Annotated in this window: 25 protein-coding genes; 15 read left to right on the top strand and 10 right to left on the bottom strand. The window is 71.1% G+C overall.

Features of this window, described 5'->3' with window-relative positions; translation table 11 throughout:
- Positions 1-66: 66 nt before the first annotated feature.
- Positions 67-996 carry a LysR family transcriptional regulator gene (locus tag ACZ7L4_RS29230; protein WP_472107235.1) on the top strand — a complete coding sequence of 310 codons (930 nt, stop codon included), beginning with the start codon at positions 67-69 and terminating at the stop codon, positions 994-996.
- A 12-nt stretch (positions 997-1,008) separates the two neighbouring features.
- Here ACZ7L4_RS29230 and ACZ7L4_RS29235 read toward each other — a convergent pair whose 3' ends face one another.
- The 4 genes from ACZ7L4_RS29235 to ACZ7L4_RS29250 all read right to left on the bottom strand — a co-directional run bounded on the left by ACZ7L4_RS29235 (position 1,009) and on the right by ACZ7L4_RS29250 (position 5,783).
- The gene (locus ACZ7L4_RS29235; RefSeq protein WP_472107237.1) at positions 1,009-2,409 is read right to left on the bottom strand and encodes a GH1 family beta-glucosidase; all 1,401 of its coding nucleotides are present in this window, start codon (positions 2,407-2,409) and stop codon (positions 1,009-1,011) included.
- 79 nt (positions 2,410-2,488) lie between these two features.
- Entirely contained in the window at positions 2,489-3,409 is a 921-nt protein-coding gene (locus tag ACZ7L4_RS29240; protein ID WP_472107239.1) for a carbohydrate ABC transporter permease, read from the bottom strand.
- A 16-nt stretch (positions 3,410-3,425) separates the two neighbouring features.
- Positions 3,426-4,373, bottom strand: coding sequence for a carbohydrate ABC transporter permease (locus ACZ7L4_RS29245; protein WP_472107241.1), 948 nt, complete (start codon positions 4,371-4,373; stop codon positions 3,426-3,428).
- 99 nt (positions 4,374-4,472) lie between these two features.
- On the bottom strand, positions 4,473-5,783 hold the full coding sequence (locus ACZ7L4_RS29250) for an extracellular solute-binding protein (protein WP_472107243.1): 1,311 nt from the start codon (positions 5,781-5,783) through the stop codon (positions 4,473-4,475).
- 398 nt (positions 5,784-6,181) lie between these two features.
- On the opposite strand from ACZ7L4_RS29250, the gene ACZ7L4_RS29255 reads away from it, so the two are divergent.
- Complete coding sequence (locus ACZ7L4_RS29255; protein ID WP_472107245.1) at positions 6,182-7,225, top strand: LacI family DNA-binding transcriptional regulator; 1,044 nt, start codon at positions 6,182-6,184, stop codon at positions 7,223-7,225.
- A gap of 24 nt (positions 7,226-7,249) precedes the next feature.
- Here the strand turns inward: ACZ7L4_RS29255 and ACZ7L4_RS29260 are convergent, their stop codons facing one another.
- Both ACZ7L4_RS29260 and ACZ7L4_RS29265 read right to left on the bottom strand, forming a co-directional pair.
- Positions 7,250-9,418: an MFS transporter gene (locus ACZ7L4_RS29260; protein ID WP_472107247.1), complete on the bottom strand. Its 2,169-nt coding sequence runs from the start codon at positions 9,416-9,418 to the stop codon at positions 7,250-7,252.
- Between the two features lie 269 nt (positions 9,419-9,687).
- Positions 9,688-10,374, bottom strand: coding sequence for an IclR family transcriptional regulator (locus ACZ7L4_RS29265; RefSeq protein WP_472107249.1), 687 nt, complete (start codon positions 10,372-10,374; stop codon positions 9,688-9,690).
- Positions 10,375-10,507: 133 nt separating this feature from the next.
- Here ACZ7L4_RS29265 and ACZ7L4_RS29270 point away from each other — a divergent pair, with 133 nt between their 5' ends.
- The 7 genes from ACZ7L4_RS29270 to ACZ7L4_RS29300 all read left to right on the top strand — a co-directional run bounded on the left by ACZ7L4_RS29270 (position 10,508) and on the right by ACZ7L4_RS29300 (position 17,972).
- A complete protein-coding gene (locus ACZ7L4_RS29270; protein WP_450810914.1) occupies positions 10,508-11,272 on the top strand; it encodes an IclR family transcriptional regulator in 765 nt (254 codons plus the stop codon).
- A gap of 71 nt (positions 11,273-11,343) precedes the next feature.
- Positions 11,344-12,168, top strand: coding sequence for a 2-keto-4-pentenoate hydratase (locus ACZ7L4_RS29275; RefSeq protein ID WP_472107251.1), 825 nt, complete (start codon positions 11,344-11,346; stop codon positions 12,166-12,168).
- Entirely contained in the window at positions 12,165-13,112 is a 948-nt protein-coding gene (locus tag ACZ7L4_RS29280; protein ID WP_472107253.1) for an acetaldehyde dehydrogenase (acetylating), read from the top strand. The genes ACZ7L4_RS29275 and ACZ7L4_RS29280 overlap by 4 nt, the downstream gene beginning before the upstream one ends.
- Complete coding sequence (dmpG, locus tag ACZ7L4_RS29285) at positions 13,109-14,158, top strand: 4-hydroxy-2-oxovalerate aldolase (protein WP_472107255.1); 1,050 nt, start codon at positions 13,109-13,111, stop codon at positions 14,156-14,158. Before ACZ7L4_RS29280 ends, dmpG begins: the two co-directional genes overlap by 4 nt.
- Before the next feature lie 211 nt (positions 14,159-14,369).
- Positions 14,370-15,230 carry an alpha/beta fold hydrolase gene (locus ACZ7L4_RS29290; RefSeq protein WP_472107257.1) on the top strand — a complete coding sequence of 287 codons (861 nt, stop codon included), beginning with the start codon at positions 14,370-14,372 and terminating at the stop codon, positions 15,228-15,230.
- Positions 15,231-15,282: 52 nt separating this feature from the next.
- Positions 15,283-17,016: a bifunctional 3-(3-hydroxy-phenyl)propionate/3-hydroxycinnamic acid hydroxylase MhpA gene (mhpA, locus tag ACZ7L4_RS29295; protein ID WP_472107259.1), complete on the top strand. Its 1,734-nt coding sequence runs from the start codon at positions 15,283-15,285 to the stop codon at positions 17,014-17,016.
- Complete coding sequence (locus ACZ7L4_RS29300; protein ID WP_472107261.1) at positions 17,013-17,972, top strand: 3-carboxyethylcatechol 2,3-dioxygenase; 960 nt, start codon at positions 17,013-17,015, stop codon at positions 17,970-17,972. Before mhpA ends, ACZ7L4_RS29300 begins: the two co-directional genes overlap by 4 nt.
- On the opposite strand, the gene ACZ7L4_RS29305 is transcribed toward ACZ7L4_RS29300, so the two are convergent.
- Entirely contained in the window at positions 17,956-18,828 is an 873-nt protein-coding gene (locus tag ACZ7L4_RS29305; RefSeq protein WP_472107262.1) for a SigB/SigF/SigG family RNA polymerase sigma factor, read from the bottom strand. The genes ACZ7L4_RS29300 and ACZ7L4_RS29305 overlap by 17 nt on opposite strands.
- Positions 18,825-19,247 (bottom strand): STAS domain-containing protein, encoded by a 423-nt coding sequence (locus ACZ7L4_RS29310; RefSeq protein WP_472107264.1) that lies wholly within the window; start codon positions 19,245-19,247, stop codon positions 18,825-18,827. The genes ACZ7L4_RS29305 and ACZ7L4_RS29310 overlap by 4 nt, the downstream gene beginning before the upstream one ends.
- A gap of 135 nt (positions 19,248-19,382) precedes the next feature.
- Between ACZ7L4_RS29310 and ACZ7L4_RS29315 the strand changes: the two genes are divergently transcribed.
- Complete coding sequence (locus tag ACZ7L4_RS29315; protein WP_472107266.1) at positions 19,383-19,715, top strand: helix-turn-helix transcriptional regulator; 333 nt, start codon at positions 19,383-19,385, stop codon at positions 19,713-19,715.
- Between the two features lie 146 nt (positions 19,716-19,861).
- Here ACZ7L4_RS29315 and ACZ7L4_RS29320 read toward each other — a convergent pair whose 3' ends face one another.
- Positions 19,862-20,626: a helix-turn-helix transcriptional regulator gene (locus tag ACZ7L4_RS29320; RefSeq protein ID WP_472107268.1), complete on the bottom strand. Its 765-nt coding sequence runs from the start codon at positions 20,624-20,626 to the stop codon at positions 19,862-19,864.
- 104 nt (positions 20,627-20,730) lie between these two features.
- Here ACZ7L4_RS29320 and ACZ7L4_RS29325 point away from each other — a divergent pair, with 104 nt between their 5' ends.
- Positions 20,731-20,916, top strand: coding sequence for a hypothetical protein (locus ACZ7L4_RS29325; RefSeq protein ID WP_472107270.1), 186 nt, complete (start codon positions 20,731-20,733; stop codon positions 20,914-20,916).
- Positions 20,917-20,950: 34 nt separating this feature from the next.
- A complete protein-coding gene (folE, locus tag ACZ7L4_RS29330; protein WP_472107390.1) occupies positions 20,951-21,574 on the top strand; it encodes a GTP cyclohydrolase I FolE in 624 nt (207 codons plus the stop codon).
- A gap of 43 nt (positions 21,575-21,617) precedes the next feature.
- On the opposite strand, the gene ACZ7L4_RS29335 is transcribed toward folE, so the two are convergent.
- Complete coding sequence (locus ACZ7L4_RS29335; protein WP_472107272.1) at positions 21,618-21,935, bottom strand: hypothetical protein; 318 nt, start codon at positions 21,933-21,935, stop codon at positions 21,618-21,620.
- A 70-nt stretch (positions 21,936-22,005) separates the two neighbouring features.
- On the opposite strand from ACZ7L4_RS29335, the gene ACZ7L4_RS29340 reads away from it, so the two are divergent.
- The 3 genes from ACZ7L4_RS29340 to ACZ7L4_RS29350 all read left to right on the top strand — a co-directional run bounded on the left by ACZ7L4_RS29340 (position 22,006) and on the right by ACZ7L4_RS29350 (position 25,664).
- Positions 22,006-22,866: a LysR family transcriptional regulator gene (locus ACZ7L4_RS29340; RefSeq protein WP_472107274.1), complete on the top strand. Its 861-nt coding sequence runs from the start codon at positions 22,006-22,008 to the stop codon at positions 22,864-22,866.
- Between the two features lie 231 nt (positions 22,867-23,097).
- Positions 23,098-24,249 (top strand): LLM class flavin-dependent oxidoreductase, encoded by a 1,152-nt coding sequence (locus ACZ7L4_RS29345; protein WP_472107276.1) that lies wholly within the window; start codon positions 23,098-23,100, stop codon positions 24,247-24,249.
- An 8-nt stretch (positions 24,250-24,257) separates the two neighbouring features.
- Positions 24,258-25,664, top strand: a complete 1,407-nt coding sequence (locus tag ACZ7L4_RS29350; protein ID WP_472107278.1) for an MFS transporter — start codon at positions 24,258-24,260, stop codon at positions 25,662-25,664.
- Positions 25,665-25,689: the final 25 nt, after the last annotated feature.

Consider the following 25,689-nt stretch of genomic DNA (forward strand, 5'->3'; position numbering starts at 1 on the left):
CGCGGCCATATCCTTGAGGTATCGCCAGCAGACGGCGATGGCAATGGACGGTTCGGAAGGCGGGTCATGGAAGCGCGACACCTGCGGTACGCGGTGGCCCTCGCCGAGCACGCACACTTCGGCCGGGCGGCCGTCGCGCTCGGCATCGCGCAGCCGCCGCTCTCCAAGCAGATCGCCGACCTCGAGCGCGAGGTCGGTGCCCGGCTGTTCGACCGCACACGTCAGGGGGTGTTCCCGACGGCCGCCGGCGAGGCGTTCCTCGCGCGGGCGCGCCGGGCGCTCGACGAGATCACCGCCGCCACGGTCGACGCGGGCCGGGCCGCGCGCGGCGAGACGGGACGGCTGCGCCTCGGCTTCATCGCCTCGGCGCTGCTCGACCCGCTGCCGGACGTCCTGAGCCGGTTCGGCCGTGACCGGCCCGACGTACGGCTGGAACTGCACGAGATGGCGACCAGCCGCAGCAGCCAGGACCTCGTCGCCGGGGAGCTCGACGTGGCGATCACCCTCGGCCCGCCGCGGGGCGCAGGGGCCGAGCATCTCGTGTCCGTCCCGATCGGACGCGACCACATGATCGCCGCGGTGAGCACGACGCACCCGTACGCGGGTCAACCCTCGGTGAGCGTCGACCAGTTGCGGCGACAACCACTGATCGTGTCGGCCGGCGAGGACGAGCCCGCTGTCATCGCCGGACTGCGCACCCTGCTGGGCGCGGACGCAGCGGCTCTCGACGGCGCGACCGTCGCGCGGGACGTGCACACCATCATCGGCCTCGCCGCCTCCGGAGTGGGAGTCGGTCTGGGGCCGTCCCGCATGAGGGCGGCCCCGCGCCCGGGAGTGCGGTTCTGCGAGGTGACCCCGCGCACGCCCCTGCCCGATCTCGTCCTGTCCTTCGCGGCCCGCGATCGCTCCCCGGTGCTGCGCGCCTTCCTCGACACCATCCGGGAGAACTGCCCCGACGTCGGTGCCGCGCTCGACGGCCGGCTGGTGGCTCGATGAGCGACGGGGTGGCTACGACCCCGCCAGCACTCCCGTCGCCGCCACCCCCGCGTACCACCGCGCGCTCGCCTTCGGCGTCCGCCTCCCCGTCGGATAGTCGACGTGGACCATGCCGAAGCGCTTGCTGTAGCCGTAACCCCACTCGAAGTTGTCCAGCAGGGACCACAGGAAGTAGCCGCGGATGTCCGCGCCCGCGGACAGTGCACGGTGCACGGCGGCCAGGTGGTCTCGGACGTAGGCGATCCGCTGGGGGTCGTTCACGTCGCCCTCGGGGTCCGCGTAGTCGTGGAACGCGGCGCCGTTCTCGGTGATCACCATGGGCAGGCGGGGGTGGTCGGCGGCCAGGCGCAGGAGGAGTTCCTCCAGGCCCGAGGCGTCGATCGTCCAGCCCATCGCCGTCTTGTCACCGGGCGTGGGGTGGAAGGCGACGCGGTCCGTGCCCACCCAGGGGCTGTGCGCGCTGGCGCCGTGGCCGTCGTTGCCGTGGGCCGGGTCGCCCTCGGAGACCAGGGTCGGCGAGTAGTAGTTGACGCCCAGGAAGTCCAGCGGCTGGTTGATCTGCTTCAGGTCGCCGTCCTCGACGAAGGACCAGTCGGTCAGCGGCGCCGTGTCCTTCAGCAGGTCATCGGGGTACTCGCCGCGCAGCATCGGGCCGGTGAAGACACGGTTGGCGAGGGCGTCGATGCGGCGGGCAGCGTCCACATCACCGGCCGCGTCGGTCAGCGGGCGCACATGGTGGACGTTGAGTGTCACCGAGATCTCGGCGGCCGGGCGCAGGCGGGAGCGCAGTGCCTGAACGGCCAGGCCGTGGCCCAGGTTGAGGTGGTGTGCGGCGCGCAGGGCGGCGACGGGCTCGGTGCGGCCGGGGGCGTGCACGCCGGACGCGTAGCCGAGGAAGGCGCTGCACCAGGGCTCGTTGAGGGTGGTCCAGGTGTCGATGTGGTCGCCCAGGCCCTCGGCGGCAAGCGCCGCGTACTCGGCGAACCGCTCGGCGGTCTCGCGGGCCGGCCAGCCGCCCAGGTCCTCCAACTCCTGCGGCAGGTCCCAGTGGTAGAGCGTGGCGACCGGCTTGATGCCCTTGGCGCGCAGCGCGTCGGCCAGGCGCCGGTAGAAGTCGAGGCCCTTCTGCAGGGCCGGGCCGCGGCCGGTCGGCTGGATGCGCGGCCAGGCGAGCGAGAAGCGGTACGCCTTCACGCCCAGGTCGGCCATGATGTCGACATCCTCGGCCCAGCGGTGGTAGTGGTCGCAGGCGATGTCGCCGGTGTCCCCGTTGAGGACCTTGCCGGGAGTACGTGCGTAGGTGTCCCAGATGGACGGGGTGCGCCCGTCCTCCTGGGCGGCGCCCTCGATCTGGTACGAGGCGGTCGCCGTGCCCCACAGGAAGTCGGCGGGGAACGTGAGCGCGGATGACATGGAGGGCTCCTCCGGAAAGAACGGGCGGAAAGGGGAAGGGAGTTGGCACGCGCAGGAGCGGGCCGGAGGGCAGCGCTGCTCAGCCCTTGACGGCGCCCTGCATGATGCCGCCGACGATCTGGCGGCCGAAGACGATGAACATCGCGAGCAGCGGCAGCGTGCCGAGCAGCGCGCCCGCCATGATCAGGGACTGGTCGCGGACGTAGCCCGCGCTGAGCTGGGTGAGGGCCACGGGCACCGTCGGGTTGGTCATGTCGAGGGCGATGAACGGCCAGAAGAAGTCGTTCCAGGCGTGCACGAACGTGATCATGAAGATGACGGCCATGGGCGCGCGGGCGATCGGGAGCACGATGGACCAGAAGATGCGCAGCGAGTGCGCGCCGTCGACCCGGCCCGCCTCGACGAGCTCGTCGGGCAGCGCCTCGGCGAAGTACTGCCGCATGAAGAACACGCCGACCGCGCTGACCAGCGTCGGGAAGATGACGGAGGGCAGCTGCTGGCCCCAACCGAGGTCGCTCATCATCATGAACAGCGGGACGACGCCCAGTTGGGGCGGCACCATCATGGTGCCGATGACGACCATGAGCAGCGCGTTGCGGCCCTTGAAGCGGAGCTTGGCGAAGGCGAATCCGGCGAGCGTCGCGAAGAGCACCGTGGACAGCGAGATGGCGCCGGCCACGATCAGCGAGTTCATCATCGCCTTGCCCATGGCGGCCTCGGTCCAGGCCCGGGACAGGTTGGTGAAGAGGTTCGGGCCCGGCAGGAACGTCGGCGGGGTCCGCGAGATGCGGGCGCTGTCCGTGGAGGCCGCGACCAGCGTCCAGTAGAGCGGGAAGAGCGAGACCAGGGCCGTGAGCCCGAGGAGTATGTAGGCGAGGGGCCCGGCGTGGTGCTGTTTGCCCGCGCCCTGCCGCAGGCGCCGGCGGCGGGCGGGTGCGGGGCGTTCGACGGCGTCGCGTTTCGCGGCGCCGGTGCGGACCGGAGCGGTGTCGGTGGTCATGGCGTGGCTCCCCCGGTCAGTGCGTGCGGTTGCGCAGGCGCGAGACGACGCGCTGCAGGACGAAGACGAGGACGAGCAGCAGGAACATCGCCCAGGCGACGGTGGCCGCGCGGCCCATCTGGTAGTTCTTCCAGCCCTCTTCGTAGAGCAGCAGGCCGAGCGTCTGGTACTGGTTGTTGGTGCCGCCGGTGACGCCGTTGGGGCCCTGGCCGAAGATCAGTGGTTCGCCGAAGAGCTGGGTGGCACCGATGGTGGAGAGGACGATGGTGAAGACGATCGTCGCCCTGATGCCGGGGACCGTGACGGTGCGGAACTGCTGCCAGCGGTTGGCGCCGTCGATGGCGGCGGCCTCGTAGCGCTCCAGCGGCACGGCCTGCATGGCGGCCAGGTAGAGCAGGGCGTTGTAGCCGGTCCACCGCCAGATCACGATCGCGGAGATGGCGGTCTGGGAGGCGCCGGTGGAGTTCTCCCAGTCGATCGGGTCGATGCCCACCAGGCCGAGACCCCAGTTGATCATCCCGAAGTCGCGCTGGAAGAGCATCGTGAAGACGAGCGCGGCGGCGCCGACCGAGGTGGCGTACGGGGTGATGGCGGCGACCCGGAAGAAGGTCGAGCCACGCATCTTGTAGTTGAGCAGATGCGCCAGGCCGAGGGCCATGAGCAGCTGCGGAACCGTGGAGATCACACCGATGGTGACGGTGTTGCGCAGCGCGTTCCAGAACCGCGCGTCGGCGAACAGCGCCGTGTAGTTGTCCAGGCCCCGCCAGGTCATGACGTCGAAGGTGGACAGCTCGACCTGGTGGAGGGAGATCCAGGCGGTATAGATCAGCGGGTAGAAGCTGAACGCGGCGAAGATGACGAAGAAGGGCGCGACGAACGCGTACGGTGCACCCTTCACGTCGAGGCGGTGCAGCAGCGGAATCCTTGAACGGGGCTTGTCCGAAGCGAGAGTTGAGGCGGCCACCGGGGGTCCTTCCGTGGGGCGGCGGGCTGGCGGGTGAGCGGTGCGGCGGCGGGTGCGGCCGGAGGGCGATCCGGCCGCACCCGCCCGGTGCCGTACGCGTCAGCCGACGGCCTTCTTGACGCGCTCGTCGGTGATCTTCCAGGCCTGCGCCGGGGACTTGCCGTTCTCGACCAACTGGAGGCCCTGCTGGAAGTTGTCCTTGATGGTGCCGTCCTTGCGGCCGAGGACCTGCTCCGCGGGCACCTCGTTGGCCGCCTCGCCGAAGATCTGGCCGGTCGGGGCGCCGGAGAAGTACTCCGACTTCGCGTCCTTCACCTTCGGGTCCTCAAGCGCGGTCTTGGAGGACGGGAAGTTGCCGAGCTTCTCGAAGAGGTAGGCCTGCTGCTCGGGGGCGGTCAGCCAGGCCACGAGCTTCTTGGCCTCCGCCTTCACCGGGCTCTTCTCGGTGACGCCGAGGAAGGAGCCGCCCCAGTTGGCGCCCTTGGGGGCCTTGGCAACATCCCACTTGCCCTTGTTGGCCTTGCCCGCCTTGTCGGTGATGTGGGCGAGCATCCAGGCCGGGCAGACGGTGGTGGCGAAGGTGCCGTTGGCGAGCCCCGGGTCCCAACCAGGCTGGAACTGCGGCAACTTGGCCGTCAGATCCTTCTGCGCCGCCTCGGTCGACAGCTTCCAGGCCTCCTTGATCGCCGGGTTGGTCTTGTAGATCAGCTGGCCCGACTTGTCGTAGTACTGCTCGGAGTTGCCGTAGACCATGGCGTTGAACAGGCCGGACGCCGAGTCGAGGTACGAGACCTTCTTGTCCTTGTTGCCCTTGGCGAACTTCTCGCCGGTCTCGACGTACTTCTTCCAGTCCCCCTCCCACAGCTTGCCGACCTTCTCGCGGTCGGTGGGCAGCCCGGCCTGCTCGAACAGGTCCTTGCGGTAACAGACCGCCATGGGCCCGGTGTCGGTGCCGAGACCGAGGACCTTGTCGTCCTTGGTGGTGATCTGGGCCTGCTTCCAGGGCTGGAAGTGGTCGGTGCCCTTGGCGCCGGCGAAGTCCGTGAACTTGTCGGCCTGCGTCTCGGTGATCTCCTTGGCCCGCGCGACCTCGATGCCCTGGACGTCCTTGAGCCCGGAGCCGCTGGCGAGGTGGGTCTGCAGGGCGGTGTAGTACGTCTGCTCGTCACCGGCCGCCTCGACCTTGACGGTGACGTTCGGATGCTCCTTCTCGTACTTCTCGATCAGGCCGGTCTCCTTGAAGCCCATCACGCCGTACAGGCCCATGGTGATGGTGACCTTGCCGTCCTTGACGCCGCCGCCCGTGGCGCCGGCCCCCTCTCCGCCGCACCCCGCGAGCAGGGCGCTCGCCGCCGTGCAGGCCAGCACGGCTGTGACTTTTGTACGCAGTTTCCGCTCGACCTTGAGCATGAACGTCCTCCCTGAGACGGCGCCGACGCACCGGTGGCACGAGTCGGCCCGAAGCCCGGCCGCCCGCGGCAGGCACCATCAAGTTCCCAGCTCAGGGCAGGTTTGACGGAGGCCGACGAACAAGGTTCACGGTCTCCGGCGCGCCTGCTGAAGAGTTGGTGGGAACGTGCCCACTGAGTTGCTGGAAGACTCGCTGCCGACAACTCCCGTGTCAAGAAGTCGAATCCAGCTCGTTTCCACCTCGTTATCGACGGACGCTTCCCGAAGGGGGTCGGGGAGCGGGCAGAATCGGGGTGGCGACTGGCAGAATGCGCAGGCCGGGAGGGGGCCAGGGGGTACCCGGAGGGGCAGCTCGCCCAACGGGGCGGCCCTGGAGGCGAATTGGAGGATCGGGAACGATGACGAACGGCGAGCAGGTACAGGGACGGGCGTCCGCCTCGCGGCCGACCATCAAGACCGTCGCGGCCCGCGCCGGTGTCGGGCGCACCACCGTCTCCCGCGTGGTGAACGGTTCGGAGCTGGTCAGCGAGCAGGCGCGGGAGGCCGTACTCAACGCCATCGCCGAACTGGGCTACGTCCCCAACTCGGTGGCCCGCGGCCTGGTCACGAGCCGTACCAACGCCGTCGCCCTGGTCATCCCCGAGTCCGAGAGCCGCCTGGGCTCGGAGCCGTACTTCTCGGCCGTGATCCGCGGGGTGAGCGCGGCGCTCGCCGACACGCGCACCCAGCTGCAGCTGACGCTCGTGCGCGACCAGGCCGAACGCGATCAGCTCACCCAGTCCGTCGCCGAACGTCGGGTCGACGGCGTGCTGCTGGTGTCGGTGCACGAACACGACGTGCTGCCGGGCCTGTTGGAGTCCGCCGGGCTGCCGACCGTCCTCGCCGGGCGCCGCCGCGAGGACGATCCGCTCAGCTACGTGTGCGCCGACAACCGGGGCGGGGCGGCCGCCGCGGTGCGCCACCTCCTGGAGCGCGGCCGGCGCCGCATCGCCACGGTCGCGGGCCCGCAGGACATGGAGGTCGGCCGCAGCCGGCTGCACGGTTTCCGGGAGGCGCTCGTCGAGGCGGGCGTCCCGGCCGGGGAACACCTGGTCGCGGCCGGGGACTTCACCGAGGACGGCGCCCGCGCGGCGATGCGTTCGCTACTTGAACGCGCTCCCGACCTGGACGCCGTGTTCGCCGCCTCGGACCTGATGGCGGCGGGCGCCCTCCTGGAACTGCGCGCCCAGGGACGCCGCGTGCCGGAGGACGTCGCGGTCGTCGGCTTCGAGGACTCCTACCTCGCCCGCCACACCAACCCGCCGCTCACGACGGTCCGCCAGCCCACGGAGGAGATCGGCGGCACGATCGCGCGCACGCTGCTGCGCGAGATCGGGAACCCGGCGGTTGCACGGACCCGGCTGGTGCTCGACACGGAGCTGGTGGTGCGGGAGTCGTCGTAACGCATCGCCCGCCGGGCGCCGTTGTCAGTGCCGCATGGCACTGTGCGGTCCATGACTTCGACCGTACGTGAGACCACGCGGGAAGCCGTCCTCGACGCCGGACGGGCCCTCGGCGTACCCGATCCGGTGACGCGGTCGTTCCTCCGCCACCTGCGCCCCTGCGTCCATCTCTGCGCCCACGACATGGTGCCGGAGGCCCAGAGACAAGAGGCGCGGCCGGTCGGCAGAGCCGCCGGACCCGCCCGTCTGCCGAAGGACTTGGAGGCTCCCGGGGGCCTGCCGCACATCCTGACCCTCGACTGCGCGGCCATACCCGCCGACGCCCTCGACATCGAATTCCCCGCGGACGGGCACCTGGTGGTCTTCGCCGAGATCAGCGACTACCCGGGCGAAGGCGCCGTCGTCCATCTGCCGTCGGAGACGGGGGCCGCCGAACGCCCCTTGCAGGAGGTGGAGGGGACGGAGGGTCCGGAGTTCCACGATCCGTTCCCCCTCTACGCCGTCCCGGGCGCCACCATGCCCGATTTCCATCGCTGGTCCGACGTCACGGAGGCCGCGGAGTACGCCGGAGAGGACACCGAGCGCAGACGTCTCGTGGAGCGGCTGATCGGGCGGATCGACGCGATCCTGTACCCCCGGTGGACCCAGGACATCCAGCTCGGCGGCCACTCCCGCGCCTGGCAGAACCCGGTGGAGGACCGCGGGCACGTGCTGCTCCTGCGCATCCCGGAGCGCGCGGTCTCCGACGGGGACGGATACCTCACACTCATCGCGGGCCGCAGGGAGCTGCTCGCGGAACGCCGTTACGAGGAGCTCGAGTTCGAGGTGGAGTGCTGACGTCCCGGGGGCGGGGACGGGGAGTCGGCGCCGTCGGTGATGTCCGTGCGGTGCGACTCCCGGGTCAGCGCGATCGCCGCCGCGCTGATCAGGCAGACGCCGATCAAGTAGACGCTGACCGGGGTGGAGTGCGTGCCCCCCGCCCGCCCCGGCGAGCAGGCTGCTGGCGATCAGCGGGGCCGTGCCCGCGCCCAGCGTGGAGGCGAGTTGGTAGCCGAGGGAGGCGCCGGTGTAGCGGGCACGCGTTCCGAACATCTCGCTGACGAAGGCCGCCATCGGGCCGTACATCGACGCCTGGAGGATCGGGTTGCCGATGATGTACGCCGCGAACAGGAGCACCACGGAACCGCTGTTGACCAGGGCGAACAGCGGGAACGCGGCCGCGGCCGTGACCAGCGCGCCGGTGATCATGACGGGGCGGCGGCCCACCCGGTCCGAGAGGATCGCGAACGCGGGGATCGTGAAGATGTGCAGAGCCGACGACACGGTCTGGGCGAGCAGCACGGTCGAGCGCTCGAAGCCGACCCCGGTGGCGTAGGTGAGCATGAAGGTGGCGAGCAGTGACTGCAGGACGAGGGCCGCGCAGCCGCCGAGGCAGGACAGGACGATGTTCTTGCGGTAGCGGCGCAGCACGGTGAGCAGGGGTGCCTCCTGCATGGCCGTCTTGTGCCCGGTCGCCTCTCGCTCGGCCTGGCGCTGTGCTTCGGCGAACACCGGACTCTCGCTCACCTTCATCCGGATGAACAGGCCGATCGCCATGAGCAGCAGGCTGAGCAGGAACGGCACGCGCCAGCCCCAAGCGAGGAACTCGTCCTCGGGCAGCGCGGAGAAGCCGGCGAAGACGGCGGTGGCGAGCACGGCTCCCGCGGGGCCGCCCATGTTGGCGAAGGAGGCCATCAGGCCGCGGCGTTCGGTGCTCGCGTGCTCCATGGCCATGAGGGCGGCGCCGCCCCATTCGCCGCCGACCGCGATGCCCTGGACCAGGCGGCAGGCGACCAGCAGCAGCGGCGCCCAGATGCCGATGGTGTCGTAGGTGGGCAGCAGGCCGATGGCGAAGCTGGCGAGCGCCATCAGCGTCATGGTCAGCACCAGCATCGACTTGCGGCCGACGCGGTCGCCGAAGTGTCCGAAGACGATGCCGCCGAGCGGGCGGGCGACGTAGCCGACGGCGAGGGTGCCGAAAGCGGCGACGGTACCGGCGAGCGGGTTCAGGTCGGTGAAGAACAGCTCGTTGAAGACGAGCGAGGCGGCGGCGCCGTACAGCAGGAAGTCGTAGAACTCGATGGCGCTGCCGACGAAGCTGGACAGGGCGATCCGGCGTGATTCGGCGCGACGCGCGGCGTCGTTGAGGGGCATCTTCGGCTCCGGGGGTTTGGCGCGCTGCGGAGGCTTGGGCACCGGGTCGGCGGCCGGTCGTCCACGGCCACCACGTGTGCATTTTCCGCACAAGCGCTTGTAGATAGCGAACACGATGCGGGTGGCCCGGGAGGGTGTCAAGGGCCGCCCGGATGATCGATCAAAGCCGACGGCGCACCCATGACACAGGCCCCCACGTCGGACGTGGAGGCCTGTCGGGTGCTCTCGTGGGGGCCTGTCGGGCGCTGTGCGGGGTGCGGCGGCGGGGCTCAGCCCAGCGCCGAGATCTCCTTGGCGACCGCGCGCATCGCGGCCACGGAGGCGTCTGCCACGTCCTCGCGCGAGGTGATGAGGTTGACGCACATGTGCAGCGCCGGGTCCGCCGTGTGCAGGGGCACGGCGACACCGTGCGCGCCGGGCTCGATCTGGCCGAAGGTGCGGGCGTACCCCTGTTCGCGGGCCCGCGTGACATCGGCCGGTTCCCCGGGTGCGGGCAGCCGCAGCGTCGCGAGCGCCAGGCCGGCGGCGCCGACGCCGACGGGGTGACGGCTGCCGACCCGGTAGCCGATGTGGTAGTCCACGGACCGCGGTTCGACCACGGCGACGGCGACCGCCTCGTCCCCCTCGGCCGCGATCAGCGCGACCGTGGCGCCGAGTTCGTCGGCCGTGCGGCGCAGCACCGGCAGGGCGGCCTCACGCACGCCCGCCGCGTAGCCGCGCGCCAGCGTGACGGTGCCGGACCCGGCGCGGTAGCGGCCGTCGGAGGCCCGGACGACGAGGTGGTGCTCGGCGAGCGTGACCAAGGTGCGGTACGCGATGGTGCGGTGGACACCGAGGTGCTCCGCCACGTCCTGCACGGCGAGCCCCTGCGGTTGCCCGGCGACCAGTTCGAGGGCGCGCAGTCCACGGGAGAGGGTCTGAGACCCCACGGCCTTGCCCACCTGCTTGTCGCTCATCCGCTCAGTCTACGTGCGCGGTGGTGACACACCGTCACTGTGGTGCGGGCGCACGGCCCGGTGCCCGCGCACACCCTCCCGTAGAGTCGGGACGTTGCGACCCCCGGACGGAAGATCCCGGAAGGAAGACCCCTTGAGCGACGACGCGCCGAGCGGCGTCCTGGCCAAGGCCCTCACCGTGCTGCAGGCCTTCACCGTCGAGGACACCACCCTGGGCTTCGCCGAGCTGCAGCGGCGCACGGACTTCGCCAAGAGCACCCTGCACCGGGTCCTCGGCGACCTGGTGGCCGCCCGCCTCCTCGACCGGGTCCAGGGGCGCTACCGGCTGTCGGGCCTCGTCTTCGAGCTGGGGATGCGCGCGTCGGTCGAGCGGGGACTGCTCGAAGTGGCGACCCCATTCCTGGAGGACCTCTACGTGCGCACGCACGAACTGGTCCACCTGGGCACGCGCGAGGGCACCGAGGTCGTCTACGTCGCCAAGATGGGCGGCCACCAGCAGGCCGACTCGCCCTCCCGGCTCGGCGGGCGGATGCCGCTGCACGCGACGGCGATCGGCAAGGTACTGCTCGCCCACGCGCCCGCCGAGGACCGGGAGGCCGCGCTGCGCGGGCCGCTGGAGCGCAAGGCGCCGCGCACCATCACGAACGTCGATGTCCTGACGCGGCAGCTGTCCGACGTGCTCACGAAGGGCGTGGCCTTCGAGTACGAGGAGTCGGCGGTCGGCATCGTGTGTGTCGCGGCCGGGATCTTCGGCCCGGCGGACGAGATCGTGGCGGCGGTCAGTGTCACGGGTCCGGTGCACCGCTTCCAGCCCGCGCGGCACGCCAACAGCGTGCGCGCCGCCGCGGCCGGGATCTCCGCGACGCTCGGGCGGCGTGCGGAGCTGCGCAAGCACTGATCTGCGCGAGAGTTCCGCCAGACGGAACTCGATGCTGGGCGTGCGGCGTCCCGCGTGTCCAAGCTGAGGGCATGAACGAGACTCCCCCCGGAAACGACGCCGTGGCACAGGCGGCGCGGCGGCTGCTGCGCGCCACCGCCGACCACACGCCCTGCGCCCCGGTCCGCGACCTGATCGGCAGCGACGACGTGAAGGCGGCCTACGCCGTCCAGGAGCTGCTCACCGCGGATCGCCTGAAGGCGGGCGGCCGGGTCACCGGCCGCAAGATCGGCCTCACCTCCCCCGCCGTGCAGCGGCAACTGGGCGTGGACCAGCCGGACTTCGGGGTGCTGTTCGCCGACATGGGCGTCGACGACGGGGCGTCCGTGCCGGTCGGCAGCCTTCTCCAGCCGAAGGTCGAGGCGGAGATCGCGTTCGCCCTGGGCGCGGACCTCGCCGAGGGTCCGCTCGACGCCGCGCAGATCCGGGCCGCCGTGGCGCACGCCGTGCCCGCCCTGGAGATCGTGGACAGCCGGATCGCCGACTGGGACATCACCTTCGGTGACACCGTCGCCGACAACGGCTCCTCCGCGCTCTACGTCCTCGGCTCCCCGGCCAGGCCGCTCGCCGAGTTCGAGCCGGTCGAGGCCGAGATGAGCATGCGTCGGGGCGAGGAGACCGTCTCCACCGGGAACGGCGCGGCCTGCCTGGGCGACCCGCTGATCGCCCTTGCCTGGCTCGCCCGCACCGCCCGCGACGTCGGCGATCCACTGCGCGCGGGCCAGGTCGTGCTGTCCGGCGCGCTCGGCCCGATGGTGCCCGCCGCGGCCGGCGACACGTTCACCGCCGACATCGGCGGACTCGGCTCCGTCTCCGTCCGCTTCCACGCCTCCACCCCTGAGGGAGCCACCGCATGAAGACCAAGGTCGCCGTCATCGGCTCGGGCAACATCGGCACCGACCTGATGATCAAGGTGCTCCGGCTCTCGGACACCCTCGAAATGGGGGCGATGGTCGGCATCGACCCCGCATCCGACGGACTCGCCCGCGCCAAGCGGCTCGGCGTTCCGGTCACCGCCGAGGGCGTCCAGGGCCTCATCGCCATGGACGGCTTCGACGACATCAGGATCGTCTTCGACGCCACCTCGGCGAAGGCGCACGTCGCCAACGCCGCCGCGCTCGCCCCGTACGGCAAGCAGCTCGTCGACCTGACCCCCGCGGCCGTCGGCCCGATGGTGATCCCGGCGGTCAACCTCGACGACCATGTCGGCGCGGACAACGTGAACATGGTGACGTGCGGCGGCCAGGCCACCATCCCGATCGTCGCGGCCGTCTCCTCCGTGGCCCCGGTCCCGTACGCGGAGATCGTCGCCTCGATCGCGTCGAAGAGCGCGGGTCCCGGCACCCGCGCGAACATCGACGAGTTCACCGAGACGACCAGCCACGCCATCGAGACGGTCGGCGGCGCCGCGCGCGGCAAGGCCGTCATCGTCCTCAACCCCGCCGAGCCCCCGCTGATCATGCGGGACACCGTGCTCGCGCTGGTGAACGCGCCGGACGAGGCCGCCCACGACGCGATCCGCGCGGCGATCGCCAAGCGGGTCGACGAGGTGTCCGCGTACGTGCCCGGCTACCGCCTCAAGCAGCAGGTGCAGATCACGCCGGTCCCCGCCGACCAGCCCGTGCACACCCTCACCGAGGCCCCGGTCACCCACCAGGTGTCGGTCTTCCTCGAGGTCGAGGGGGCCGCACACTACCTCCCGGCGTACGCCGGGAACCTCGACATCATGACCAGCGCGGCCCTGCGGATGGCCGAGGCCATGGCCGCCCGCGCCACCGAACTCCAGGGAGCCGACGCATGAGCCACACCACCGACACCACGGGGGGCACCCCCTCGGGTGACACCAAGCTGTTCATCCAGGACGTCACCCTGCGCGACGGCATGCACGCCATCCGGCACCGCATCGAGCCCGAGCAGGTCGGCAGGATCGTCGCCGCCCTCGACGCCGCCGGTGTCGACGGCATCGAGGTGTCCCACGGCGACGGACTCGCCGGCGGCTCCCTCAACTACGGTCCCGGCAGCCACACCGACTGGGAGTGGATCGAGACCGCGGCCGCGCACATCACCAACGCCCGCCTGACCTCCCTCCTGCTGCCCGGCATCGGCACCATCGAGGAGCTGAAGCAGGCGTACGCGCTCGGGGTGCGCTCCGTGCGCGTCGCCACGCACTGCACCGAGGCGGACGTCTCGGCGCAGCACATCGACACCGCCCGCGAGTTGGGCATGGACGTGTCCGGCTTCCTGATGATGAGCCACATGGCCGACGCGAAGACACTCGCGGCGCAGGCGGGGCTCATGGAGTCCTACGGCGCGCACTGCGTCTACGTCACGGACTCCGGAGGCCGCCTGATGATGGACGGCGTCCGCGAGCGGATGCGCGCCTACCGCGACGTCCTCGACCCGGCCACCGAGATCGGCATCCACGCCCACGAGAACCTCTCGCTCGCCGTCGCCAACTCCATGGTCGCGGTGGAGGAGGGCGTGACCCGCGTGGACGCCTCGCTCGCGGGCCAGGGCGCGGGCGCGGGCAACTGCCCGATCGAGCCGTTCGTCGCGGTGGCCGACCTCAACGGCTGGAAGCACGGCTGCGACCTGTTCGCCCTCCAGGACGCGGCGGAGGACCTGGTGCGCCCGCTGCAGGACCGCCCGGTCCGCGTCGACCGCGAGACGCTCACGCTCGGGTACGCCGGTGTGTACGGCTCGTTCCTACGGCACGCGGAGGCGGCGGCCGAGCGCTACGGCGTCGACGTCCGCACGATCCTCGTCGAGGTCGGCAAGCGCGGCCTGGTCGGCGGCCAGGAGGACATGATCGTCGACGTGGCGCTCGGACTCGCCGAGGCCGGCTGACACCTACGACGACGCAGGGCCGGGAGGGCGCGAGCTCCCGGCCCTCGTCGGCATGCCCGCACAGCCACGAATCCCCTGGTCACGGGCGTGCGGCGCACGAACGACGTGACCGAACACCCCTTGACATTCCCACCCGGGCGGCGTTCCATCGAGATGTCTGGAGTGTAAATAACGCCCTGTCGAGTGCAGATAAAGAACGAGGAGCCAGGTCATGTCCCTCACCAAGGAAGCCGCCTCGTGCGACATCGCCCTGCCGTCGGGCCTGCGCATGCGCTACTACGAGGCCGGGGAGCCCGGTGCCACGCCCGTCGTGCTGCTGCACGGTTCGGGGCCCGGCGCGACGGGATGGTCGAACTTCTCGGGCAACATCGGCGCGATCGCCGACGCCGGATTCCATGTCGTCGCCCCCGACATGCCGGGCTGGGGCGACTCCGACGCCCAGGCCACCAAGGACATGGACCACGACGCGACACTGGTCGAGTTGCTGGACGCCCTCGACCTCGCGAAGGCAGCCCTCGTCGGCAACTCGATGGGCGGGCACACCGCGGTCCGCTTCGCCACGCTGCACCCCGAGCGCATCACCCACCTGGTGACGATGGGGGCCTCGCTCGGCCGCGGCCCGGCCTCCCTCTTCGGCCCCGGCGACGGCCCCAGCGAGGGCCTGAAGGTCCTGGTCAGGGCCTACAAGGACGCGAGCCCGGAGAACATGCGGGCGCTCGTCGAGATCATGACGTACGACAAGGAACGCTTCGCCACCCCGGAGCTGACCAAGGCACGCTCGGAGGCGGCGCTCGCCCGCCCCGACCACCTGGCGAACTACGTCGAGGGCCTCGCGCACGGAGCCCCCATCCCGATCAAGGTCGACCGCGACAAGATCCCCGGCATCGAGGCACCGACCCTGCTGATCCACGGCAAGGACGACCGCGTCCTGCACTACGAGACCAGCCTGTGGCTCCTTGCCAACATCCCCAACTCCCGTCTGGTGCTGCTCAATCGGTGCGGCCACTGGGCGATGATCGAGCACGCCGCCGAGTTCAACCGCCTGGTCGTCGACTTCCTGTCGCACAACTGAACCGGACCCCGCACCGGTACAGCACCGGCACCTGAATCGATCGGAACACCCCATGACCACCTTCGACACCGACGTCGTCGTCATCGGAGCGGGGCCCGTCGGCCTCACCCTCGCCAATCTGCTCGGCGTCCGCGGACACCGGGCCACCGTCCTGGAGGCCCGCGACGAACTCATCGACTACCCGCGCGGCGTCGGCCTCGACGACGAGTCGATCCGCACCCTGCACACCGCGGGCCTGTGGGAGCGCGTGCAGCCGTTCACGGTCCCGCACCACGTGGTACGGCTCGTCAACGGCACCGGCCAGGTGCTCGCCACCAACAACCCGCGCACCCAGGAGTTCGGCTACCCGCGCAAGCACGGCTTCGTACAGCCGCTGGTCGACAAGGAACTCGCCGCGGGCCTGGGCCGGTTCCCCGACACCGCACTGCGCTTCGGCCACAAGGTGGTCGGCCTGGAGGACCACGGCGACCACGTCACCGTCACCGCCGAACGGCACGACACAGAGGGCGAGTTGACCGACCCGGTCACCGTCACCGCCCGGTACGCCGTCGGCTGCGAGGGCGGCAGCTCCTTCACCCGCAAGTGGATGGGCGTGGACTTCGAGGGCAAGTCACCGTCGACCCGCTGGGTGGTCGTCGACGTGGCGGACGACCCGATCGGCACCCCGTCGGTCTACCTCGGCGCCGATCCGCGCCGCCCGTACGTCTCCATCGGTCTGCCGCAGGGCATCCGCCGCTGGGAGTTCATGCTCCACGACGACGAGCCGACCGAACTGTGCGACGACCCGGCGTTCATGCACTCCCTGCTGCGGCGGCACGTCCCCGACCCGGCCGCGCTGAACGTCATCAACCAGCGCACCTTCACCCACCACGGCCGCGTGGCCTCCGACTTCCGCAAGGGGCGTGTCTTCCTCGCGGGCGACGCCGCGCACCTGATGCCGGTCTGGCTCGGCCAGGGCTGGAACTCCGGCATCCGCGACGCGACGAACCTGGCGTGGAAGCTCAGCGCCGTCCTCGCGGGCGACGCGGCCGACACGCTCCTGGACACGTACACCGAGGAGCGCCGCAAGCACGCCTCCGACATGATCGATGTGAACATGGCGGCGGGCACCGTCATGAAGATGGGCCGCTTCGGTGGCGCGGTCCGCGACGTCGCCGCGTCCGCGCTCAACCTCGTACCGAAGTGGAAGTCGTACTTCACCGAGCTGCGCTTCAAGCCGATGCCGCGCTACGCCGCCGGGGTCGTGGTCGACCAGCAGACACTCACGCCGGGCCGGGCGCGGGCCGGTTTCAAGCGCGGTGGCCAGCTGGCCCCCTTCATCGACTCCGCCGGTGAACTGTCCCCGGTGGGGCTGCAGTTCATCCAGCCGCGCGTCACCACCGCCGACGCCGCGAACGTCCTCCTCGACGATGTCACGGGCGACTGGTGGACGCTGGCCACCTGGGGCACGAACCCGACGGCGTTCCTCACCGAGGCCGATCTGGACCTGGTCCGCCGCCACCGCGTCAAGCTGGTCTCCTTCATGCCGGAGACCCAACGCCCGTGGGCCGAGCGGGTGTTCGCGGACTCCCCGGCACCCGTCACCGTCGTCGGTGACACCACCGGCACCCTCAAGGACTGGTTCGACGTGCGCGCCTGCGGCCTGGTCGTGCTGCGCCCCGACCACTTCGTGGCCGCGGCCTGCCTCACCCGCCAGGCGCCACGGGCGCTGGCCGCCCTGTGCACGGCGGCCTCGCTCACCACCGCACCCGCCGACGCACCGGCCCGGGAAGGAGCCCCGGCATGACCGTCGCCCTCGTCACCATGTCGCACAGCCCGCTGCTCGAGTACGCGGACCCGCCCGCCGAGGTGAACGCCGCGGTCCAGGGCGCCTTCTCCGCCGCACGGACCTTCGTCAGGGAGTACGACCCGACCCTGGTGGTCTCCTTCGCACCCGACCACTACAACGGCTTCTTCTACGACCTGATGCCGCCGTTCTGCATCGGCTACGAGGCATTGGGCGTCGGCGACTATGGCACCACCGCGGGCCCGCTGAACGTGCCGACCGGGCGGGCAGAGGAGCTCGCCCAGTGGGTGGCGGAGCGCGACGTCGACGTGGCCGTCTCCCGCCGCATGGAGGTCGACCACGGCGCGATCCAGCCGCTGGAGATCCTCTTCGACGGCATCGACCGGGTGCCGACCATCCCGGTCTTCGTCAACGGTGTGGCCAGGCCCTTCGTGACGATGCGCCGCGTGCGGCGGCTCGGCGAGGCCATCGGCGGCTACCTCGCCACCCTCGAAGACGAGCGCGTCCTCGTCATCGGCTCCGGCGGCCTCTCCCACGACCCGCCGGTCCCCCAGTGGGCCACCGCCGACGACGACGCCCGCGCGCTGCTGCTGAACGGCCGCCATCCCACGGCCGCGGCCCGCGACGCCCGCCAGCAGCGGGTCATCGACACGGCGAAGGCGTTCGCCGCGGGCACGGCCGGCATCCGGGACCTCAACCCCGACTGGGACAGGGCCCTGATGGCGACGTTCGCCTCCGGTGACCTCTCCCCCGTCGACGCGATGACACCGGAGCAGATGGCGAAGGACGCCGGCAACTCCGCCCACGAGGTGCGCACGTGGGTCGCCGCCTTCGCGGCGCTCGGGGCCGCGGGCCCGTACGAGGTGACGTACTCCTTCTACCGGCCGATCAAGGAGTACATCGCCGGATTCGGGGTGATGACGGCGCGCGGCGCGGCCCCTACGCCGTCGTCATGAGACCTTCCCGGAGCTGCGCGAGGAGGCGGGCCAGGAGGCGGGAGACGTGCATCTGGGAGATGCCGAGGGCCTCGGCGATCTCCTTCTGCGTGCGCTCCTCCACGAAACGGAGGTGGATGATCGTACGGTTGCGGGTGTCGAGCCGATCGATGAGCGGCGCCAACGAGCGGTAGTTCTCGATCAGTTCGTAGGTGTCCTCCTCCACGCCGATCACATCGGCGAGCCGGGACTCCTCTCCCTCGGCGTCCTGGCCGGTGAGTGAGGCGTCGAGGGAGGCGGCGTTGTAGCCGTTGGCCGCCTTCTGTGCCTCGGCGATCTCGGCCGGCTCCAACTGCATGAGCTCGGCGAGCTCGGCCGTGGTGGGGTACCGGCCCAGGCGGGTCTGCAACTCGTCGGTGGCCTTGGACAGTTCGACGCGGGTCTCCTGAAGCCGGCGCGGGACGTGCACCGCCCAGGTGGTGTCGCGGAAGAACCGCTTGATCTCGCCGGTGATGTAGGGCAGGGCGAAGGAGGTGAACTCGACCTCGCGGGACAGCTCGAACCGGTCGATCGCCTTGATCAGGCCGATGGTGCCGACCTGGACGATGTCCTCCATCTCCTCCGGGCCGCGGTGCTTGAAGCGGGTGGCGGCGTACTTGACGAAGGACAGGTTCATCTCGATCAACGCGTTGCGGACGTACTGATGTTCGCGGGTGCCTTCCTCGAGGCGGGTGAGCTGCTCGAAGAAGTACTTGCCCACTTCACGCGCGTCTCGGGGCGCGATGGAAGCCGGATCCGCGCAGGCGCGCTCGATCAGCCCGCGCCGGGGCCGTGAGGCGGAGCGCTGTGCGAGGTCACGTACCGTCTCGGTGTTCATGAGGATGCCCCTCTGCAGCTGTGCTGACAAATATGACCGGTGGCGTCGGCGAACAGGCCGTGGGTGCGGGTGACGTGGAGCAGCCTCACGACCGCAGGACTGGCCGAGCACAGACGCACGGTCTTGCCCGCCTCCAGGGCTGCCTGCCGGGCGCGCAGCAGCACCCTGAGGCCGGCGCCGTCGCAGAACGTCATGGACTCGAGTTCCAGATCGAGGCCCGAGACCGACCGTTCCAGCGCTGCGCGCAGCCCGTCGTCGAGGGCGGGGGCGACGTCGAAGTCGACTTCGCCGTAGACCGCCACGGCGGCGCGGTCGCCGCGCTCGAACACCTCGATCACGGGAGCCGACGGCGCTATGCGGGTGGGCCGTGAAACACAGCTCATCAGCAGCGAAGTCCACGTCGCGCTCGATGGATCCATGCCGTCCAGCACCGCCACACCTCCCCGCTCGACCTGTCGAGTGGGCCACAGCTTGGTACGAACTTTGAATCACGTCAACCAATACCTGAAAAGTAATTCGTGATTCATTTGGCGGGGAGGCCCTATAGTGGTCGCATGGAGGAGCAGACCGCGTCGCACACCGGGTGGACGTTCTTGACCAATCACGCCCGGGTGCTGGCAGCCATCGCCGACAACCGCCAGGTGCGCATCCGCGACCTGGCCGCGCACTGCCGCCTGACCGAGCGTGCGGTGCAGCGGATCATCACGGATCTCGAAGAGGCCGGCTATCTCTCCCACGTACGCGAGGGCCGCAGCAATGTGTACGAGATCGACCCCTCGAAGATCCTGCGCCACCCGGCCGAGTCCGACGTGAGCGTCGCGTCCTTGCTGGCGCTGCTGGTCCGCGACGAGGCGGATCGCACCAATCCGGCCCTGCGCATGTCCTGACCCCCGGCCGTGCCCTGCGGCCCGCCGTCCGTCCGGGCGGCGGAGGGAACCGTTCCGGCGGCTCGACGCATGGTGCGGGCCGCAGTTCGGGCGCTCCCAGCAGGTGCCCGGCCCACTGGCACCGTTGCCGACGCGGACCGCTCGCCTCAGCCGGACCCGGCCGCTGTCCCGACATCGGTCCCGGCCTCGTCCGATGGTGTCGCGTGGCGCAGTTCGACGCAGCACTGGCCGGGCCGGGGGGCCAGGACCGCCTCGACCGACGGGGCCTCGAGACCGTGGACGTAGCCGCTGAGGAACGCGTGGTTCATGCCGCAGACCAGGTCGGGGGCCTGGACGGCGAGCGGGTGGAACGGGCAGTTGTGCAGGCGCAGGCGGTCGGGGGCCTCGCGCGCCGGCTCGAAGCCGTGCTGGTCGAGCATGCGCTCGCACAGGGTCAGACCGCGTTCGGCGCCGAGCCGACCGGGCCTCAACTGCGCGCGCTCCGCCGCCCCGAGCTCCTCGCCGCGCTGCCGTGACGTGCGCTGGGCCGCTTCGACGGCGGTCTCGTCCGCGCCCTCCGTGACGACGGCCTGCACGAGCAGATCGGCCAGGAGTTCGTGGCGGCGGTCGGGGATGCTGACGCGGATCGGCGTGTTGGTGGGTTCGTACACCTTGGGCTGGCGGCCGACCTTGCGGATGCCGGTGGGTGAGCCGTAACGGGCGCGCAGCAGGCCGACGTCGACGAGTTTGTCGAGGTGGAAGGCGGCGAGCTTGCGCGAGATGCCGACGCTGGCGGCCGCCTCGTCGCGGGTGACGGGCCTGTGCGCGCGGCGGATGAAGGAGAACATCTGCCGCCGGGTGCCCTCGCCGAGCGCGCTGACGGAGTCGATCGCGTCCTCGCCGGACGGCGGCGGGGTCATGTCGGAGCTCACCCCTTCACGGTAACGCCAGCCGCCATCGTCGAGCGTCGATTCGGACGCGTCTGATCTGGCCCGCTTGACCGCCTCCCCGAATAAGACCAAAATCTATTGGCGAAATGGGGAGGTGGCCGCGATGGCCGAACCACACCCGGCCAAGCAACCCGTCGGGCGCCCGCGCCGACGAGGCCGGCGTCCCGGCCGAGCGGCACCTCCCGGTGGCCGTCGTCCCGGGCCACGGCGCGTTCGCCGTCGCCACCCTCGTCCTGGTCCTGCTCGCCGCCCCGGGCATCGGAGAAAGCTGACATGAACGACTACCCCGACACGATCCTCGCCCGCATGAACCCCGCCGACGCGGGCGAGGCGACGCCCACCCCGCCCGTTCTGCGGGTCGTCCACGAGCCCGAGGGCATCGACCTGGCCGCCGCCGAGACCGCGGCCGGCCACTTCCTGCACGCCCTGGGCGTCTCCACGGACTCGGAGAGCCTGCGCGGCACGCCGGGGCGGATGGCCCGCGCGTACGCCGAGCTGTTCAGCCCGCGCCCCTTCGACCTGACGACGTTCCCGAACGACGAGGGCTACGACGAGCTGGTTTTGGCCCGCCGCATCCCCGTCCGGTCCGTGTGCGAGCACCATCTGCTGCCCTTCACCGGCACCGCCCACGTCGGCTATCTGCCCGGCGCCCGCATCCTGGGCCTGTCCAAACTGGCCCGCGTCGTCGAACACTTCGCCTGCCGCCCCCAGGTCCAGGAACGCCTCACCAAGCAGGTCGCCGACTGGCTGCAGACCCAGCTCGAACCGAAGGGCGTCGGTGTGGTCATCGAGGCCGAGCACTCCTGCATGACCCTGCGCGGCGTCCAGGCCACCGGCTCCACCACGATGACGTCCACCCTGCACGGGCTCCTGCGCTCGGACGCGCGCTCACGCAGCGAGTTCCTCGCGCTGTCCGGAGCCACGTCGTAACGGAGCCGGCCGGGGAGGTCCCGGCCCCGTTCGACGGGACCTGTCAGTCCAGCGGTTCGTGATTCACGTAAGCGACCTTGTACGGGTACCGGCCCTGCCACCGGTGAATGATCTCCTCGAGGCCGGGTGCCTCGAACGCGGCGCCGAGGGCCTCCAGGTCGGCCACCCCGAACTGGATCACCGCCGTGGCGATCAGCGCGGGGATGGCCTCCTCGCCGGGGGCGGGGATGTGCCGCCGGGCGGCGATCGTCAGGGCGTGACCGGAGTCGAGCATGACCTTTTCGATGTCCTGGAGGAATTGGTCGAGGTCGGCGTCCGGAACGGCGCCGTCGAAGGACACGAGCATCGTGTGTTGAATCATGCGTCCATCGAAACAAGCTGTGGGCCGCCGCGTCCAAGACCTTCTGGGCCTCGACCGATAACCTGGAGGCATGGCCGAGCTGGAGACACGAGAGATCGAGTACGTCGTCGCGGTGGCCGAGGAACTGCATTTCGGTCGCGCCGCCCAGCGCCTCGCGATCGCCCAGCCGGCCCTGTCCAAGGCGATCCGCCGCGTCGAACGCCGGCTCGGCGTGGACCTCTTCGTCCGCTCCAGCCGCCAGGTCGCGCCGACCCCGGCGGGCGAGGCGCTGCTGCGGTACGGGCGTTACGCGCTGGACGCGGTCGACGCGGCGGCGGAGCGGGCCCGCCGGGCCGCGGACGCCGGGGCAGGACTGCGGCTCGTGCTCAAACCCGGCGGCGACGCCGACCTGCTGTCCGCGATGCTCGGCACGTACGCCGAGGAGTCCGACGCGCGCCGTGTCGAGATCGTGTTCAGCGGGCCCACCGACCGCGCGGAGCAACTGCGGGACGGCCGCGCGGATGTGGGCCTTCTGTACACGCCGTTCGACGACCTGGAAGGCCTGGCCCACGAGACCCTTCGGACCGAGGGGCGTGTGGCCCTCCTCGCCGCGCATCACCGGCTGGCCACCCGCGAAGCGGTCCGGCTCGCGGACCTGAAGGGCGAGCCGATGCCGCGCTGGCGCGGCGTCCCCGGCATCGAGGACGTGAGCGCCAACGGCCCCGAGGTGCAGGACGTGAGTCAGCTGATCCCCTTGGTGGCACTCGGCAGGGCCGTGGCCGTCCTGCCCCGCTCGCTCGTCCACCCCACCCCGCCGGGCGTGGTGTGCGTCCCCGTCACGGACGCCCCCGAAAGCCGCCTGGTCCTCGCCTGGCCGACCCAGGCCGACCACCCCCTCGTACGGACATTCGTGGCGGCTGCGGTCAAAGCGGCCCGCACGTCCGGCCACTGAGACGGAACTTGACCAACGGGCGCCGATGGGGAACATTTCCCTAGTAATCCAGTAGGAATGATAGGCAACACGGAACAGTGAGGGAGGGGCCCGTGCATCCGCTCGTCTCCCGTCGGCACATCGACCTCTGCCGGCACAAGAGCGCCTGCTGTCGGGGCTGACGCCGCCCCCGCGCGCCGACTCCGGCGCACTCCCACCCCGCTCCACTCACTGTGAGGTCCTCGCCCCGTCATGTCCGCACTCACCTTCCACTGGTTCCTGCCCACCACCGGCGACAGCCGCCACGTCGTCGGCGGCGGCCACGGCTCGACGCCCGGCACCGCCGGAGGCGACCGCCCGGCGTCCGTGGAGTACCTCGGCCAGATCGCCCGCACCGCCGAACAGCTGGGCTTCGAGGGGGCGTTGACGCCCACCGGCGCCTGGTGCGAGGACGCATGGCTGACCACGGCGATGCTGACGCAGGTCACCGAGCGGCTGAAGTTCCTCGTCGCCTTCCGGCCCGGCCAGATCTCCCCCACGCTCTCCGCCCAGATGGCCGCGACGTATCAACGGCAGTCCCACGGACGCCTGTTGCTGAACGTGGTGACCGGTGGCGAGAGCGCCGAGCAGCGCGCCTACGGCGACTTCCTCGACAAGGACCAGCGGTACGCGCGGACGGGCGAGTTCCTCGACATCGTGCGCCGCCTGTGGGACGGGCAGACCGTCGACCACCACGGCGAGCACCTCCGCGTGGAGGGCGCCCGCCTGAACCGGCTGCCGGACCCGGTGCCCAGTGTCTACTTCGGCGGTTCATCGCCCGCGGCCCTCGACGTCGCCGCCCGGCACACGGACACGTACCTGACCTGGGGCGAGCCGCCGCAGGCCGTCGCCGAGAAGATCGCCGAGGTCCGCAAGCGGGCCGAACTCCTCGGCCGCACCGTCCGGTTCGGCATCCGGCTGCACGTCATCGCCCGCGACACCGCCGCCCAGGCATGGGCGGAGGCCGAGCGGCTGCTGCAGGGCATGGACCCGGAGCGCATCGCCGCCGTCCAGCGCGGCCTCGCGACCTCCGAGTCCGAGGGCCAGAAGCGGATGCGTGCGCTGCACTCCAGCGGCACCAGCTCCGACCTGGAGATCTACCCCAACCTGTGGGCCGGCGTCGGCCTGGTGCGCGGCGGCGCCGGCACCGCGCTGGTCGGCAGCCACACGGAGGTCGCCGACCGCATCGAGGAGTACCACCGCCTGGGCATCGACGAGTTCGTGCTCTCGGGCGTGCCGCACCTGGAGGAGGCGTACTGGTTCGGCGAGGGCGTCCTGCCGCTCCTTGAGCGCCGCGGGCTGTGGCGCCACCCGGCCGCACCGGCCCCCGTCGAGTCCGGCACCGTGGCGTTCGCGGGGGTGTGAGCACGACCATGAACACAGACACAGACACCGACACCGACACCGACACCGACACAGGTGCGGCGGGCGGCGGCGCGACAGCCGGACGCAAGCTCCGCACCGTCGTCCTCTCCAGCCTGCTTGGCACCACCGTCGAGTGGTACGACTTCTTCCTCTACAGCACGGCGGCGGGCCTCGTCTTCGGGAAGCTGTTCTTCCCGGAGACGAACGGCACGGTGGGCACCATGCTCGCCTTCGCCACGTTCGCGGTGGGCTTCGTCGCCCGTCCGCTCGGCGGCCTGCTCTTCGGACACATCGGCGACCGCGTGGGCCGCAAGCGCACCCTCGCGTTCACCATGGGCCTGATGGGTGTCTCGACCGCGCTGATCGGCCTCCTGCCCACCTACGCGCAGGTGGGCGCGCTCGCCCCCATCCTGTTGCTGGTCCTGCGGGTCGCGCAGGGTGTGGCGCTCGGCGGCGAGTGGGCCGGAGCGGTGCTGCTGGCCGTGGAGCACGGGCCGGAGGGGCGCAAGGGCCGGTTCGGCAGCTATCCGCAGATCGGCCTGGCGCTCGGACTCGCCCTGGGCACAGGCGTGTTCGCGCTCCTGAGCAACGTACTGAGCGACGAGGCGTTCCTCGGCTACGGGTGGCGGGTCGCGTTCCTGGCCAGCCTGGTCCTGGTGGCGGTCGGCCTGACCGTACGCCTGAAGATCGACGAGACGCCTGCCTTCCGCGCCGTGCTCGACGGGACGACCGAGCCCCGGGCCGTGCCCCTGGTGGAGGTGGCTCGCGATCCGCTGAACCGCCGCCACCTGCTCCTGGGCATGGTGTCCCGCTGGGGCGAGGGCGTGGCCTTCAACACGTGGGGCGTTTTCGCGCTGACGTACGCGACCGGGACGCTCGAACTGCCGCGCACCTCGGTGCTGTTGACGGTGACCGGCGCGTCTCTGGTGATGGCGGCGCTCGTCCCGGTGTCGGGGCGGCTTGTGGATCGGTTCGGCGCACGACGTGTCTACCTGACGGGCATGGCGGCCTTCGGTGTGTCGGTCTTCCCCGCGTTCCTGCTGTTCGAGACCGGCGGTGTGCTGGGCTTCGCGGTGGCACTCGTGCTCGCACTGGGCATCGTGCATGCCTCCTTCTACGGGGCGCAGGGCACGCTGTTCGCGGCGCTGTTCCCGGTGCACGTGCGCTACACGGGGATGTCGGCGGTCTACCAGGTGTCCGGCATCTTCGCGTCCGGCATCACACCCCTGCTGGTCACCGCGTTCCTCGCCATCGGCTCCGGCACACCGTGGCTGGCGTGCGGGTACCTCGTCCTGTCGGCGGTGGGCAGCGTCTGGGCGACGTCGCGGCTCCGCGAGGAGGAGCTGTTCGTACGGACGGGCAGGGCCACCGCCGAGAGCGCGGACACGCGGGCCGGAGAGCCTGTCCCTGCGTGACCGGGGCGGGCACCATGCGGCATGC

Source organism: Streptomyces sp. NPDC107575, assembly GCF_055657265.1.

Bases quoted from the DNA above. Each gene is read 5' to 3' on its own strand.
- ACZ7L4_RS29230 (WP_472107235.1), top strand. From the start codon at position 67: ATGGAAGCGCGACACCTGCGGTACGCGGTGGCCCTCGCCGAGCACGCA.
- ACZ7L4_RS29235 (WP_472107237.1), bottom strand. From the start codon at position 2,409: ATGTCATCCGCGCTCACGTTCCCCGCCGACTTCCTGTGGGGCACGGCG.
- ACZ7L4_RS29240 (WP_472107239.1), bottom strand. From the start codon at position 3,409: ATGACCACCGACACCGCTCCGGTCCGCACCGGCGCCGCGAAACGCGAC.
- ACZ7L4_RS29250 (WP_472107243.1), bottom strand. From the start codon at position 5,783: ATGCTCAAGGTCGAGCGGAAACTGCGTACAAAAGTCACAGCCGTGCTG.
- ACZ7L4_RS29255 (WP_472107245.1), top strand. From the start codon at position 6,182: ATGACGAACGGCGAGCAGGTACAGGGACGGGCGTCCGCCTCGCGGCCG.
- ACZ7L4_RS29260 (WP_472107247.1), bottom strand. From the start codon at position 9,418: ATGCCCCTCAACGACGCCGCGCGTCGCGCCGAATCACGCCGGATCGCC.
- ACZ7L4_RS29265 (WP_472107249.1), bottom strand. From the start codon at position 10,374: ATGAGCGACAAGCAGGTGGGCAAGGCCGTGGGGTCTCAGACCCTCTCC.
- ACZ7L4_RS29275 (WP_472107251.1), top strand. From the start codon at position 11,344: ATGAACGAGACTCCCCCCGGAAACGACGCCGTGGCACAGGCGGCGCGG.
- ACZ7L4_RS29280 (WP_472107253.1), top strand. From the start codon at position 12,165: ATGAAGACCAAGGTCGCCGTCATCGGCTCGGGCAACATCGGCACCGAC.
- dmpG (WP_472107255.1), top strand. From the start codon at position 13,109: ATGAGCCACACCACCGACACCACGGGGGGCACCCCCTCGGGTGACACC.
- ACZ7L4_RS29290 (WP_472107257.1), top strand. From the start codon at position 14,370: ATGTCCCTCACCAAGGAAGCCGCCTCGTGCGACATCGCCCTGCCGTCG.
- mhpA (WP_472107259.1), top strand. From the start codon at position 15,283: ATGACCACCTTCGACACCGACGTCGTCGTCATCGGAGCGGGGCCCGTC.
- ACZ7L4_RS29300 (WP_472107261.1), top strand. From the start codon at position 17,013: ATGACCGTCGCCCTCGTCACCATGTCGCACAGCCCGCTGCTCGAGTAC.
- ACZ7L4_RS29305 (WP_472107262.1), bottom strand. From the start codon at position 18,828: ATGAACACCGAGACGGTACGTGACCTCGCACAGCGCTCCGCCTCACGG.
- ACZ7L4_RS29310 (WP_472107264.1), bottom strand. From the start codon at position 19,247: ATGGATCCATCGAGCGCGACGTGGACTTCGCTGCTGATGAGCTGTGTT.
- ACZ7L4_RS29315 (WP_472107266.1), top strand. From the start codon at position 19,383: ATGGAGGAGCAGACCGCGTCGCACACCGGGTGGACGTTCTTGACCAAT.
- ACZ7L4_RS29325 (WP_472107270.1), top strand. From the start codon at position 20,731: ATGGGGAGGTGGCCGCGATGGCCGAACCACACCCGGCCAAGCAACCCG.
- folE (WP_472107390.1), top strand. From the start codon at position 20,951: ATGAACCCCGCCGACGCGGGCGAGGCGACGCCCACCCCGCCCGTTCTG.
- ACZ7L4_RS29335 (WP_472107272.1), bottom strand. From the start codon at position 21,935: ATGATTCAACACACGATGCTCGTGTCCTTCGACGGCGCCGTTCCGGAC.
- ACZ7L4_RS29340 (WP_472107274.1), top strand. From the start codon at position 22,006: ATGGCCGAGCTGGAGACACGAGAGATCGAGTACGTCGTCGCGGTGGCC.
- ACZ7L4_RS29345 (WP_472107276.1), top strand. From the start codon at position 23,098: ATGTCCGCACTCACCTTCCACTGGTTCCTGCCCACCACCGGCGACAGC.
- ACZ7L4_RS29350 (WP_472107278.1), top strand. From the start codon at position 24,258: ATGAACACAGACACAGACACCGACACCGACACCGACACCGACACAGGT.